General features: G+C 68.7%; 7 protein-coding genes, 1 tRNA gene and 1 pseudogene. 4 read left to right on the plus strand and 5 right to left on the minus strand.

The window, feature by feature from the left end:
* Positions 1-48 precede the first annotated feature (48 nt).
* Both FRANEAN1_RS44345 and FRANEAN1_RS33525 read left to right on the plus strand, forming a co-directional pair.
* Positions 49-633, plus strand: coding sequence for a DUF6083 domain-containing protein (locus tag FRANEAN1_RS44345; RefSeq protein WP_347177274.1), 585 nt, complete (start codon positions 49-51; stop codon positions 631-633).
* A gap of 473 nt (positions 634-1,106) precedes the next feature.
* Positions 1,107-3,629 carry a DEAD/DEAH box helicase gene (locus tag FRANEAN1_RS33525; protein WP_020464123.1) on the plus strand — a complete coding sequence of 841 codons (2,523 nt, stop codon included), beginning with the start codon at positions 1,107-1,109 and terminating at the stop codon, positions 3,627-3,629.
* A gap of 668 nt (positions 3,630-4,297) precedes the next feature.
* Here FRANEAN1_RS33525 and FRANEAN1_RS33530 read toward each other — a convergent pair.
* Positions 4,298-7,237, minus strand: coding sequence for a DEAD/DEAH box helicase (locus tag FRANEAN1_RS33530; RefSeq protein ID WP_347176863.1), 2,940 nt, complete (start codon positions 7,235-7,237; stop codon positions 4,298-4,300).
* Positions 7,238-8,273: 1,036 nt separating this feature from the next.
* On the opposite strand from FRANEAN1_RS33530, the pseudogene FRANEAN1_RS41825 reads away from it, so the two are divergent.
* Positions 8,274-8,411 (plus strand): annotated as a pseudogene (locus tag FRANEAN1_RS41825) (IS6 family transposase); the annotation flags it as partial.
* A gap of 545 nt (positions 8,412-8,956) precedes the next feature.
* On the opposite strand, the gene FRANEAN1_RS33535 reads toward FRANEAN1_RS41825, so the two are convergent.
* Both FRANEAN1_RS33535 and FRANEAN1_RS33540 read right to left on the minus strand, forming a co-directional pair.
* A tRNA-Lys gene (locus tag FRANEAN1_RS33535) sits at positions 8,957-9,029 on the minus strand.
* Between the two features lie 179 nt (positions 9,030-9,208).
* Entirely contained in the window at positions 9,209-10,651 is a 1,443-nt protein-coding gene (locus FRANEAN1_RS33540) for a site-specific integrase (protein ID WP_157473753.1), read from the minus strand.
* Positions 10,652-10,767: 116 nt separating this feature from the next.
* Between FRANEAN1_RS33540 and FRANEAN1_RS41830 the strand changes: the two genes are divergently transcribed.
* A complete protein-coding gene (locus tag FRANEAN1_RS41830; protein ID WP_157472895.1) occupies positions 10,768-11,238 on the plus strand; it encodes a hypothetical protein in 471 nt (156 codons plus the stop codon).
* Between the two features lie 78 nt (positions 11,239-11,316).
* Here the strand turns inward: FRANEAN1_RS41830 and FRANEAN1_RS33545 are convergent, their stop codons facing one another.
* Both FRANEAN1_RS33545 and FRANEAN1_RS41835 read right to left on the minus strand, forming a co-directional pair.
* Positions 11,317-12,306: a DNA methyltransferase gene (locus FRANEAN1_RS33545; RefSeq protein ID WP_083788392.1), complete on the minus strand. Its 990-nt coding sequence runs from the start codon at positions 12,304-12,306 to the stop codon at positions 11,317-11,319.
* The gene (locus FRANEAN1_RS41835) at positions 12,188-12,790 is read right to left on the minus strand and encodes a hypothetical protein (RefSeq protein ID WP_020464127.1); all 603 of its coding nucleotides are present in this window, start codon (positions 12,788-12,790) and stop codon (positions 12,188-12,190) included. The genes FRANEAN1_RS33545 and FRANEAN1_RS41835 overlap by 119 nt, the downstream gene beginning before the upstream one ends.
* Between the last annotated feature and the right edge of the window lie 200 nt (positions 12,791-12,990).

Here is a 12,990-nt window from a genome sequence, read left to right on the forward strand (position 1 = left end):
CGTCCCGTTCCGCTCCGCACCCTGGCGTGTGACACGTGTTGGACCACGGTGACGACCTTTCCGGAGCGCGATCCGCTGCCGCCGGCCGTCAACGAGCTCATCGAGCAACTCGATGAGGGAGCGAATCTCGACGTACGCGCGGGCAACCCCACGACCTGTCGCGATTGCGGAGCCACAGGTAGTTGGCATCGGACCGTCAACGGACGATGGATCATCCTGGAACCCGGTGAATACCCGATAGGTAAGGTTCCGAGCGGGCGGCGGTGGCGAGTCGCCGGAGACGGAACGGCGGTGAACCTTCGCAACGCTCTGCCCACCGATTCCTGTCGAATCACCCACTTCGATGTCTGCCCCGCCGGGCCCGAACCCGCGGACGCCCCGTTTCTGCGAGCCGTGTGGCTCCACAATGCCGGTGGCCCGGAGCCCGTAGAAGCAAAACCGGCCGGAAATGGCGTCCGTAGCGGTGATCCCCTCGTTGATCGCGCCGACGTGAGGAACGCAGTGGACTGCCCGCGGTGTGGCGCGCCAGTCGGCGAGCCATGCCTGCGCCGGGATCGCAAAACGGCGCGTATCGGCCTTCACAGAGCCCGCTGGGACCATTTTGACGAGCATAGAGAAGTGTCACCCAAATGAGAGGCCTCCGACATTATGTTCCCGTCGACCGGCCGGATTCGGTCGCACAGACGCTGCGCAAGCACATGAAGCCTGATCAGCTGCGAGAACTCAGACGGCTCCCCGACGAGCCGTAACGATCGCGCCGACCGTTTCCTGGCTCTTGCCTGCGCCGCTGATCTATGAGGCGTCGGGCTAGGGCCTCGCGTCCGCGGGGACCTAGCTCTCCTTCCGGGCCTTGGGGCGCGGTGTCCCCTTCACCGTAGGACCGTCCCACGTGCCGCGCCCGGCGGGCACGCCGGTGGTCGGGCGACGTTCCGAGAACTCGGAAGTCGGCCCGGTCGTGTGCAACAACCCTGGGCAGGTTGGTGAGCAGTCTCGCTTCTGTCGACGAGGCGGCTGGTGCCTGGCCCCGCCCAGAGTTGTCGGTTTCGCGGCGAGATCGGCACGGGGGAGCGGTAGGCTGTCTGCCCTCGAAAGGATGGGGTGTTCGCGTGGCGCTGGACTGGAACCGGATCGGCTCGGCGTCGCCGCAGCGGCTCCTGAGACCGCGGGACATCTTCGCGGCGCTGCCGAACAAGCCCTGGTCCTACCTGCGGCAGGAACAGGGCGAGGCGCTGGAAGGCTGGTTCGACCGCCGAAGTAACCGCGACGTCGTGATCAAGCAGAACACGGGAGGCGGGAAGACCGTCGTCGGTCTCCTCATCGCGCAGAGCACCCTCAACGAGGGCGTCGGCAAGGCCGTTTACCTCGCTCCGGACACCTATCTGGCAAGCCGCGTCCGGGCCGAGGCCGTCCGGCTGGGCCTGCCGACCGCGGACCGGCCCGACGACGTCGGTTTCGCCAGTGGCCGCGCCATCCTCGTCACGACCTTCCAGAAACTGGTCAACGGCCAGTCCGTGTTCGGCGTGACCGGGGGCCGCCGCCCCGCGATCGATCTGGGCGTGTGCGTCGTCGACGACGCGCACGCCGCACTCGCCACAACCGAGGGCCAGTTCCGTCTCACCATCCCGTTCGAGCACCCAGCGATGCGGAAACTGTTCGACCTGTTCCACTCGGCCGCCGAGGGCCAAAGCCAGAAGGCCTGGCTGGACATGTCCTTCGGCGACCCGGGTGCCGGGATCCGGGTGCCGTTTTGGGCCTGGGCCGACCTGCAGAGCGAGGTACTCAAGATCCTGCACCCGCACCAGCGCGACCCCGAGTTCATGTTCGCCTGGCCACTGATCGCCGACTGCCTGAGCCTGTGCGCGGCGATGCTTTCCAGCCGGGGCGTGGAGATCCGACCCCCGTGCCCGCCCATCGACAAGATCCCCTCGTTCGTAAACGCCAAGCGGCGCGTGTACCTGACGGCGACCCTCTCCGACGACAGCGTGCTGGTCACCAACCTCAAGGCCGACCCGAAGGATCTGACGAACATCGTCACCCCCGGCAGCGCGGCCGACCTCGGTGACCGCCTGGTACTCGCGCCGCTGGAGCTCAACCCGACGCTCGATGAGGCGGCGATTCGGCAACTGGCCAAGGGCTTCGCGACCGGGGACCGCGACGGTGACGGGCGCCCGGAGGCCAGGCCCGTGAACGTGGTGGTGCTCGTGCCCAGCGCAGTCAAGGCCGCGCAGTGGCGTCGCCTCGCCGACCGCGAGCTCTACGTCAGAGATCTCGAGCAGGGTGTCGCCGCGCTCACTGCCGGGCATGTCGGCCTGGTCGTGCTCGTCAACAAGTACGACGGCATCGATCTGCCTGGCGGCGCATGCGAACTGCTCATCATCGACGGCATCCCCCGGTCTCTCGACGCAGCCGACCGCCGCGAGGCCTCCGCCCTGGCGGACAGCCCAGCCCAGCGCGCACGCGACGTCCAGCGGATCGAGCAGGGCATGGGCCGCGGCGTCCGTGACGTCAACGACCACTGCGCGGTGCTCCTCATGGGCGCCGGCCTGGGCCTCGCCGTGCACGACGACGCCTGGCTGGAGCTGTTCTCCCCGGCGACCCGCGCGCAGCTGCGCCTGAGCCGGGACGTTGCCATACAGGTGCAGCACACGGGCCTGGAAGGCATTCGCAGCGCGTTGTCGGTCTGTCTGGACCGCGACCCGCAGTGGGTGGAACGCAGCAAGCTCGCCCTCGCCCCCATCCGCTACAACAACGTCGGGTCCGTGCGTCCCGAAGCCGTGGCCGCCCGCGAGGCGTTCGACCTGGCGACAACCGGCCAGTTCAACCAGGCGGCCCAGCGGTTGCAGACGGCGATCGACGGCATCACCGACCCCGCGCTGCGTGGCTGGGTGCGGGAGCAGAAGGCGACCTACCTGCACTTCGTCGACCCTGCCGTCGCGCAGCAGCAACTGGGAGCAGCGATCCGCGAGAACCCGGCCGTGCTGCGACCGGCCGTGGGCGTGGACGTCCGGCAGGCCCGTGCCGCCGCGGTCCAGGCCCGCGCCGCCGCCGAGCACCTCACCGCCACCTATGCCGACAGCACAGCCCTCGTCCTCGGCCTGCGCGCGGTACTCGATGATCTCGTCTGGGACGACGACCGCACCGACAACACCGAGGCGGCCTGGGAGAAGCTGGGCCTGCACCTGGGGTTCGACAGCATGCGCCCCGAACGCCTGTACGGCACCGGCCCGGACAACCTGTGGGCGCTTAGTGCCACCCGGCACGCTGTGATCGAACTCAAGACCGGAGTGAAGGCAGACTGCCCCGGCATCGCCAAGAAGGACGCCGACCAGCTCGGCGGCAGCGTGCGCTGGAACGAGAGCAAGAACCCCGGGCCGGCCAACGTGCCGGTCATGCTGCACCCGGTCGACGTGCTCGACCCCAAGGCCGTCGCCGTGCCCGGCATGAGGGTGATCACTCCGGCCAAGCTCGACGAGCTGAAGACGGCCGTCCAGGCCTTCGCGACGGCGCTCGCCCAAGACGCCAGCCGTTGGGCCAGCGAACAAGCGGTTGCCAACCAACTGGCGTTCCATGCCCTGACCGGCGACCGCATCATCGCTACGTACTCCGTCGCGGTCGGGCGACCCAGCTGAGCCGCGACCGGTAGACGGCGCGACACCAGATCCGGGCACACGCCAGTGATGAGGCCGGGCCGGGCGAGCGCGTGCCCGCGATCTGCCCAGCCAGGGAACGCCGACCCGGTCGTTTTGTGAGCGACACGCCGAGTTAGGTCATGATTGGTCCGATCTGCCACGTCCTCGCTACCGTGAGCCCCCGTTGTCGCGTGCGCCGTCTTCACGGGGCGCCGATCACGGATCTTGGGCACCAGGCGCTCAAGATCAATTCGGGGGACGCAACGGGGGCGTTGGTGGCTGTATCCAATCCTGCTCTGGGGCTGTCTGGCGACGGCGAGGCACGGCCGGCGGTCGGGTGTGGGGTGTCAAAACTCGGCCACCGGTGGTGACCTGGGGTTTTAGGTGGCTCGTTCGTATTCGTTGATCAGGCCGCCGAGGACGGGCTGGCGTTTGATCCGTTCCTGGGGCAGGTCCGCGACGGGGTGGTCAGGCCCTGGTGGTTGAAGACCGCGGCCGCGGTGGGGTCGTCGTCCTTCGTAGTGCCGTGGGTGTTGCGTTGGGTGGAGGCGGGGCGTGGTGGAGCTGTCTCGGGCGGGTGGTCAGATGGCCGGGGTGAGCTCGGTGAAGGCAGCCGTCAGCCGGTTCCGGGGGTCGGCATCGACGCCCAGTTCGTAATGGCGGCAACGCTAGGCGAACCCCGTCTGGTCGTGGATCCCGTTGTAGCTGCTGAGCCAGCCCGTGCTCACGTGGTCGCCCCGCCGGGAGAACACGCTGACCCCGCGTTCCGGGGCCGGCGCGTGGGCCTCGCGTGGATAGCCGGCGGGACCGTTAGCCCCACCGAAACCGTTAGCGGTATTGGGGGCAGGCGCTCCGGTACCCGGATAGGACGTCCACTGCCCGGCCGGCGACCCGATGACGGCGTGCTGGTGACCTGCCCAGGCCACCGCCGTGGTCCCGTTCGGCGCGGTGACCTTCACACGGTCGTCGGCCTCGGTGACGGTGGTGTCGGTCGCCCGGTCGCGCAACAGCGCCAGGTATTCCTGGGCGTCCAGCTGGCACTGGGCCGGGGCACGGCCCACCGGCCAGTCCGGGGCCGTCACACCGCGTCCGCGGGCGGCTGTGAACAGCAGTGGCACGATGCGCTCCGCTCGCAGTGGGGTCGCCATCTGCTCGCACATCCACAGCAACCGGCCCGCGCCACGGGTGGGCCCGAGTTGCCGCCAGCGGATGCGCCGGCCGAGATCCCCCGCGATGACGGCGACCCACGGCGCGACGGTGGCCAGCTCACCCTGTGCTGCCAGCCAGGCGAAATAGCGCGGCATCTCGCTGAGAATCGGCAGCAGGACCGAGGACGGCAGCCCGGCGATCCTCCTCGCCGGCCGGCTGAACACCCGCGGACTGTTCGCGACCAGCGCGATCGCGACCTGTGCCAGATCGCCCGGCGCCACGGCGGTTGACGGAGCGAGACCGGGCGCGCCCCCCGGGGCGTCAACCCGCTCCAGATACCCCCGGGCGCGCAGCAGCCGTGCCACCTGGGGGCGCAGATCGTCCGTCACCGGGGCCTCGGCGAACTGCGGGACACCGACGCCGATCGCCAGCCCGAGCAGCCGCTCGGCGTCCTCGGGGTCGTGGGGCCGCCGGTCGACCTCCGCGAGCAGGCCCCGCAGCTGCGTGCCGATCTCGACCGGAACCATGAACCGGGTCGTCAGCTTGCCCAGCTCGGTGACCCTGAGTACCGTGCCGACATCCGGCTCGGCGACCAGCGCGACGTACCCGCCCTCTACCAGCAGGTCGACGGCATCCCGCACCGGCGTGAGCCCTTCGGCGCCCTGATGATGAGCCAGCGTGCGCAGCCACCAGTTCTCCGCGTCGGCGAGGGTGTGGACGCGCTGTTGAGCCGCCTCCGCCAGCAGATGATCGGCCAGGCTGTCCGCGATGTGGGAGCGGACCGCGTACCCCTCGACGAGCCGGTTCTGCCAGGTCGCCCGCTCCGTCTCGTCGACGACCAGGTAGGACCATCCCTCGGTCTCCCCGACGCCGACCCGGCCGGCCCGGCCGAACATCTGCTGCACCGTCGCCACGTCGATTTTGTCCAGACCGATGCGGGTGTCCCGGACGACGACCGCCCGCGCGGGCAGGTTCACCCCGGCCGCCACCGTCGTCGTCGCGACGAGGACATCCAGACCGCGGGCGCGGAAGGCGCGTTCCGCCTCGTGGCGGTGCTCCCAGTCCTTGTAGTGCAGACCCACCCCGACCGCGGTGCACACCTGGTGGACGCGGGAGCCGTCATCCGGGTCGATGCCGCGGATGTCCGCGCCCCGATCGGCCGCGATCGTGAGCGCGGTCGCGCGGACATTGCGCCGGCTTCCGCAGAACACCAGCACGCTGCCACCGTCATCGGTGACCATGCGCGTCAGCGCCGTGACCGCCCGCAGCCTGTTGGCATTGTCGGTCTTGCGGTCAGCGGTGGCCGGGATCATCGGCAGCTGCCAGGTCAACCGGGACGGGCGCCACGTGGTCGTCACGACGCGGGCGCCGAGCCACCCGGCGACCTCCTCGGCATTCGCGACCGTCGCCGACAACCCGACGATCCGCACCGGTGATTCCACACCACGCACCCGGGCCAGCAACGCCTCCAGCAACGGCCCCCGCCCGGCACTGCCCAGCAGATGGATCTCGTCGATGACCAGGCAGCCCACCTCACCCAGCGCGGCGCGCAGCGACGTCGCCCGGCACACCGACTCGAACTTCTCCGTCGTCGACACCCACAGATCGGCCGCGCGGGCCCGCTCCACATCAACCACGTGCTCGCCGGAAAGACGCTCCACCCGCAGCCCCCGCGCACGCCAGGTGGCGAGCTCGCGGTCGAGCTCGTCGGTCAGCGACCGCTGCGGCACCAACCAGGCCGCTTTACGTCCCTCACCGAGAATGGCCTTGAGCGCGGCGAGCATGCCGATCGCGGTCTTACCCGACCCGGTCGGCGCGGCGACGAGAAGGTGGGTGTTGTCGCTCAGCACGTGCGGCGCGGCCTCCGCCTGCGCCGGGTTCAGCCCGGGATGGGGCAGGTACGGCACCCAGTCCGCGGGCACGACCGTCCGGGCGTGGACGGGGCTCCAGGCCGGGAGGAACGGCTCACCGTGGTTGTCCCAGGCCAGCTCGAACGCGTCCCGGGCCGCCTCGGCGGCCATTCCGACGACGCCCGCCGCCCGCAGCTTCGCGGTGTTCGTGGCCGGGAGGAAACCGGGTACCGCGCGTAGCGCGGCCAGCGCGCCATCCGGCCCGACTGTGCTGACGGTCTCCGCCTCGACCCAGTGGCGCACCCGCCGATGTGGCACCCCGGCGGCGCTCATCAGCGCGCACAGCGCGTCGAAGTCCGCCGCCAGCGGGACCAGCACGCGCACGTCCACCCCATCCGGCCGGGACGGGACATCGGCCCACGGGTCCGCGATCTTGCACCAGTGCAGGAGCCTGCGCTCGGTCATCGGTTGCGGTGTTCCGAGATCAGGAACGGAGACGGCGGTGGACCCCGGCCGCGGCGCGCTCGCCGCGAAGTAGCCCGGCGCGAGTCGCGGGTCGAGCAGCTCCGCGGTGAGCTTCCAGGCGTTCTCGGCGGGGGCGACACCCATCCTCATCCCACCGGGGAGCGGGCCGTCGTCAACGAACGAGGGTCCCGGAGACGCCACCCTGCCCCGACGGGAGGCACTCCGCCGAGGCCGCAGCTCGTCGAAGGTCCGTACACCCAGATCCGCCAAGGTGAACGTTGCCGCGCAAGGCGGGCACACCAGGGCGACGTAGCGTTGCGGCCGTCCGCCGCTCACATAGGACTTTCGGAGGCAGTGCAGCGTGCCGTTGCATCGCGGGCAGCCACGCGGCGCGACGTCGTCGTAGGACCAGCCCGACTGGCCGAACCGCTCGTGCGCCAGCTGAGGCGAGATCCCCCACCGGGCCCGCGCGATATCCGTGACGCTTGTGCGCTCGTCCGTCCCCGCGCCGTCGGTGTGAGCGGAGCCCGAACCGTCATCGCCTGGCCCAGGCCAGCAACTCGGGCCGCTGTCCTCGCCACCGCCACCGCCACCATCGGCGCCGCCGTCGGTGATCCACTCGTGGCTACCGGACACTCCATCTACCCGGTCGCGATAGGCAGGGTCGCCGGCGACATCGACCAGGGGAGACTCAGCAGGCGGAAACCCCGCCGTTTCGGATTGATCGGAGCCTGCGCCATCGGCCGACAAGAAGGTGCCGATGGCAGAGGCCAAGGCCTCATCGGATGATCCGGAAGCGCTCGGCGTCGGTCCGGAAGGTTCGACAGCCGACGCGGAATGCCTCCCGGAAACCGGCGGCTCGGCCCTGCCCCTCGGATTCCGACGCCAACCGAGCACTCAGCCCCCTCAGGCAACACCGTTACGCATCAGCCCTGACCTCACGCCCACCAATTACGTACAGCGACCAATCTGGTGCCCACGGCGCTGAGATCAGCTCAGACTAGCTGGATGGTGCGAAAGCCACACATACTCCGGCAGGTTCCTGCCGGCGGGAACTCCGTCGCGTCCGCTCAGGGTAGGCCTTCGTGCTGACGGTCGGGCATGATCAATTAATGGGTCGAGATGTGGTCGCTCCACAGGTGCCGGTCTCGGAGTCGCCAGGTTCCGGTTCCCGCCGAAGGTGATCGTGCTGGCGGTCCGCTGGTACCTCCAATACACGCTGTCCTACCGGGACGTCGAGGAACTCCTCGCCGAACGCAGCATCGACGTCGATCACGGCCCCCTCTACCGGTGGCTGCAGAGGTACACACCGTTACTGGGTAACGCCACTCCACCCCGCCGAGTGGACGCCCGGCAGCGACTAGGCCGCCGTCGCTCTGGACGCAGCCGGCCGGCCCACCCGGATCAACGCCCGGTTCCGCCACCAGCAGGACGCCGACCGGCACGCCCGATCCGCCACCTTGGCGGGCTACACCATCGCCCCCATCGACCACGCATCCGACCCGGCCGGCCGCTGAGGCGGGCCGTCCCCCGGCGGCCCTTTCGTTTCGCCTACTCGCGTGGTCCTGACAGGACCATCCCCCGACGCGGGTAATGCGGACAAGTGCAGATAGGCGCTACCCACCGTCCCAGAAAGGATCGTCCCAGTGCTCTGCCGGTACGTTTCAGACGGACACGTTGCCCGCGGCCATGGTCCGTCGGCACGCCCAAGCCTGACGGGCCCGCTCGGCCCCTGCTGTCGCGGAGGCGATGGCGGCATTGGGTACTTCGGCGAGCATCGCGAGCGCCAGAGAATAATTAAACGCTGCCAGCGTGGGCCATCTAGAAGCAATTCTGAGATTTCCCTGGAAATGCTTTCTGCGGTGGGCCGCCAGGGACTCGAACCCTGAACCCGCCGGTTAAAAGCCGGCTGCTCTGCCAATTGAGCTAACGGCCCTGCGAGAGTCATGATACCGAACTGTGTGGCCTGGAGCGTCGGGCTGGCTGTCGGGGCCTGCGTGTGGGGTGCGTGCCGTACGGCGGCCGGTGCGATGGGGTGGGTTGTGGTGGTTCGCTGCGACCCGTCCGACCCGTCCGACCCGGACGGGTCGGACGGGTCGGACGGGTCGGCGTGGGTTAGTCGGTCGTGGTGTGGTGTCGGGGGTAGTCGTGGGGGCTGCGGGTGCGGGGGATGAGGCGGGCGGTGTTGCGGGCGATCTCGGCGGCGAGATCGGGGAGGATCTGGGTGTAGGTGTCGGCGGTGAGCATGATGGTGGAGTGGCCGAGGAGCTCTTGGACTGCTTTGAGGTCGGCTCCGGCGGCGAGGGCGAGGGTGGCGGCGCCGTGGCGCAGGCCATGGATGGTGATGGGTGGTAGGTCGGCTTCCTGGACCAGGGTCTGGAAGCGGTTGGTGAGATGTTCGGGGTGGATGGGGCTGCCGTCGGGGTGGGTGAACGCGAGGCCGTTGTTCGGCCAGGCCGTACCGGCGGCGAGTCGGGCCGTGTGTTGGCGGGTTCTGCAGGCTTTCAGGACGGCGAGGGTGTCGGGGTCGAGGGAGATGACACGGTCCCCGGCGTCGGATTTCGGCTTTGCGAGTTGGGTGGCGTAGCCGATCTGGACGAACTGCCAGCGGATGGTGAGGGTTGCCTCGGTGATGTCGATGTCGTCCAGGTGCACAGCGACGGATTCGCCGCGACGGAGGCCTCGGTAAGCGATGAGGTGGTAGACGGGGTAGAGCGGGTCGCTGTGGGCATGGTCGAGGAACATCCCGGTCTGGGTCGGGGTCCAGACCATGACGGGTGAGGGTTTGGTGCCTGTTTCTCGCCAACGCGCGACGCGTTCATCTGTCCACAGGAGTGCTTTGGGTCGTTTTCCGGAGCGGAGTTCGACGTACTTGGCTGGGTTGTGGGTCATGAGTCCTCGGCGGTTGGCGTCGTTGATTGCGGCGCGGAGTACTTCTCGGATGCGCTGCTGGGTGGCGGGTCCTGTGGGTCTTTTGCCGCGGGCTGCGCGTCGGATTCGGGGATCGTCGGATTGAAGGTCCTGGATGATCCTGATGTTGGTGTTGTCGATGGCGGTGAACATGTCGTCGAGGTGGGAGACGGTGAGTTTGGTGAGCTGTACGGAGCCGATGGCTGGCGTGATGTGGACTCTGATGTAACTTTCGTAGCCCAGGCGGGTTTTCGGTCGGATGTTCTTTCTACTGGCGAGCCAGCGTTCCATCCAGGCGCTGATGGTGATGTCGGGGTTGAGGTCCGCGTTGCGCCGGTATCGGTTCTTGACGTCGTCGATGTCAGGGAGGGGCTTGTTGGTGCTGATGGCGTTGCCGATGATGTCGGCGATGCTTTGGCGGCCGGTGTTGTCTCCTGCGTCGGGGATGGCGATGAGGGCTTCGATACGTTCGCATTCTGCGCGCGTTTCGGCCTGGGTGGGGAATCCGCTGCGGCTGACGAGGCGGCGCCTACCGTCAGGGTGGGGCGGCAGGTCGATGCGGTAGGCCCAGGTTCCATGGTCGGTTCGCCAGCCGCCGTTCGAACGGCGAAGTTTCGGACACGCTCTTCCTAGCTGCCGTTTCGTCATAGGGTCGCGGCAGCCGCATTTCTTGAAGATGGACCCTTTCAACGCTCACACTCCAGTATCGTTGATCAGCCGTTATCTACCGAGCCCGAATAAATGTTTCGGTGGCGGTCCCATTGATGCTCGATAAAACCGGTGTGTCAAATTTCGGCATCCGGCGATGCAACTGTTGTGTGAAGAAGTTTTTTGATGGCACGGGTGGGGACGATGTAGCGGCGTCCGAAGCGAAGAACGGGGACGGGAAACTCGTTGCGGGCGGCGAGTTCGTAGCTTTTCGTCCGGCCGATTCCGAGGATTTCACCGGCGGTGACGATGCCGATCGTGGCGCCGAGCTGGTGTATTTCTTCTTCAGTCCACGTTCTCACTCGACTCCTTGCGAGGACTCGTGGGGTTCCTCCTCCGCGGTGCCCAGATGCCTCGGCCGGCGCCTCACGGAAGCCTTCGGCGAAGGTGCGAAAGGACGCCGAAGGCGTCTCGCGACCGGCTGGGCGAGGCTGCGCCGCTGCGGCGCGCTCTCCCGCGCCTTCGTTCGTGTCGGCGGGGTGGCGCCGGTGGTCCTGGGTGTGGGGTGGGATCTGACGGTGATCTGACTGTTGTTGCGTGCGCAACTTGTGTCAGATCACCGTCAGATCACCGTCAGGTCGTGTTTGCGCAGGCCAGCGCCAGTGTCAGGCCTGCGGACGGGCTACGGGCGGGGGTGTCAGGAGAAGGATGTCCTCGTGGGCTGTGATGTGGAGGGGGGTGCCGGCGGCGTGGGCGGTGCGGGCGTTGTGGAGGGCGAAGAACGTCGTGCGCGGGACCAGGCGGCCCTCGCGCAGGCCCGCGAGGAGGGCTGCGGCGCGCCCGGCGCGGACGAGCCCGACCCTCTGCGCGCTGTGCAGGATCGCGCCGGGCAGGTCGATGAGCTCACCATCCTGGCGGTAGGGGCGCACGGCGATCGCGATGATTCCACCGGGGCGCAACAGCGCGGCGGCACCGGTGAGAATCTCAGTGAATCCGGTGAGAAGGTCGGTGAGGTCGGCGGCGGCGAGGTTCCCGACCCGGCCAGGCCGGCCGGTGCTGTAGGTGTAGTCGCGTTTGCGGACCCCGTTCACCCGGTCGGCATCGACGGTGCCGTGGGTGGCTTTCCCGTAGGGCGGTGAGGTGAGAACCAGCGAGGCTTTTCCGCGCGCACTCTCGGGGGCAAGTGCGGGGAGGTGGCGGGAGTCGCCGGTGATGAGCTGGATGGTCCCGGTGGCGCCCTGGGTATGCGCGAGGGCGGCGTTGGCGCGGCCGATGCCGGCCCAGCGGGGTTCGTATTCGACCCCAAGGGCCCGGCGGCCGAGGTGCGCGGCTTCGACGAGGGTGGTTCCGATGCCGCACATGGGGTCCACGACGAGATCACCCGGCTCGGTGAAGGTGGTGATGATGTGGCGGGCGAGGGCGGGCAGCATGCGGGCGGGGTGCGCGAGGGATTCGGGGGTGTAGCGGTTTAGCCGCTGGAAACGGGGGTGGGTCTGCGACACCGCCCAGACGGTGAGCGGAATAGGGGTGTGCCGGTCAGCCACGCGCACCACCGGGCCGGGTGAACACGGCCAGGTCGGTGTGGACGGGCTCCAGCATCCCGTGGTCGGACGAGATCTCTGCCGGAGGGTGGAGTTCGTCGTCGTTGATTGCACTGGTGAGGACGATGATGTGTTGGAGGTAGCGTAGGCCGGCGGCGCGGGCGGCGGTGATGGTGTCCGCGAGCGGGTCGTTCGCCCCGCTGGTGGGGGTGTGGACGGTGAGGAGATATCCCCCTGGGCGGAGTATTCCCGCGAGCACGCTCAGGTCGGGGAGGAGGTTTTCCGGGGTGGTGGTGGGCGGGTGGTCGATGATGAGTCCGGCGCCACGTTCCCGGCAGCGGGTGAGAATCGGGGTGGCGGCGGACCGGGGGGCGCGGTGGAGTGTGAGGTATCGGCGGTGGAGGTAGTCGGCGGCGCCGATGAGGATTCCGGCGTCGTCGATACCGATAACGAGATCTCCGGCGTTACTGAAGGTCGCGATGGCGCGGGCCGCGGCATCGGCGGGCAGAGACCCGGGGATTTCTGGGGTGGTGGTGGGCCAGACAGTGAGTGGAATGATCCGCGGCTGATCGGTTCGGGTGGGACGGGGCTGAGGCACTCGGTTCCTCCGCAACAGGATGTCGCCAGTTCGCCGCTCGGGAAAAGGGCGGCTGGTGGCCGGGGGCTGTTCGGGTCCGAGTGAAGTCCAGGGTGTCTGACACTGATCTGACACCTGATCATCTGCGTGGTTCGAGGCGATGTGTCAGATCACCGTCAGATCAGTGTCAGATCACCGTCAGATCGCTTCCGACCACCCCA

This window comes from Parafrankia sp. EAN1pec (genome assembly GCF_000018005.1).
GTDB classification, from domain to species: Bacteria; Actinomycetota; Actinomycetes; order Frankiales; family Frankiaceae; genus Parafrankia; species Parafrankia soli.

What these genes read in the sequence shown, in the direction of transcription:
- FRANEAN1_RS33530 (WP_347176863.1), bottom strand. Translation starts at nt 7,237, where the DNA reads ATGGGTGTCGCCCCCGCCGAGAACGCCTGGAAGCTCACCGCGGAGCTG.
- FRANEAN1_RS33540 (WP_157473753.1), bottom strand. Translation starts at nt 10,651, where the DNA reads ATGACGAAACGGCAGCTAGGAAGAGCGTGTCCGAAACTTCGCCGTTCG.
- FRANEAN1_RS41830 (WP_157472895.1), top strand. Translation starts at nt 10,768, where the DNA reads ATGCTCGATAAAACCGGTGTGTCAAATTTCGGCATCCGGCGATGCAAC.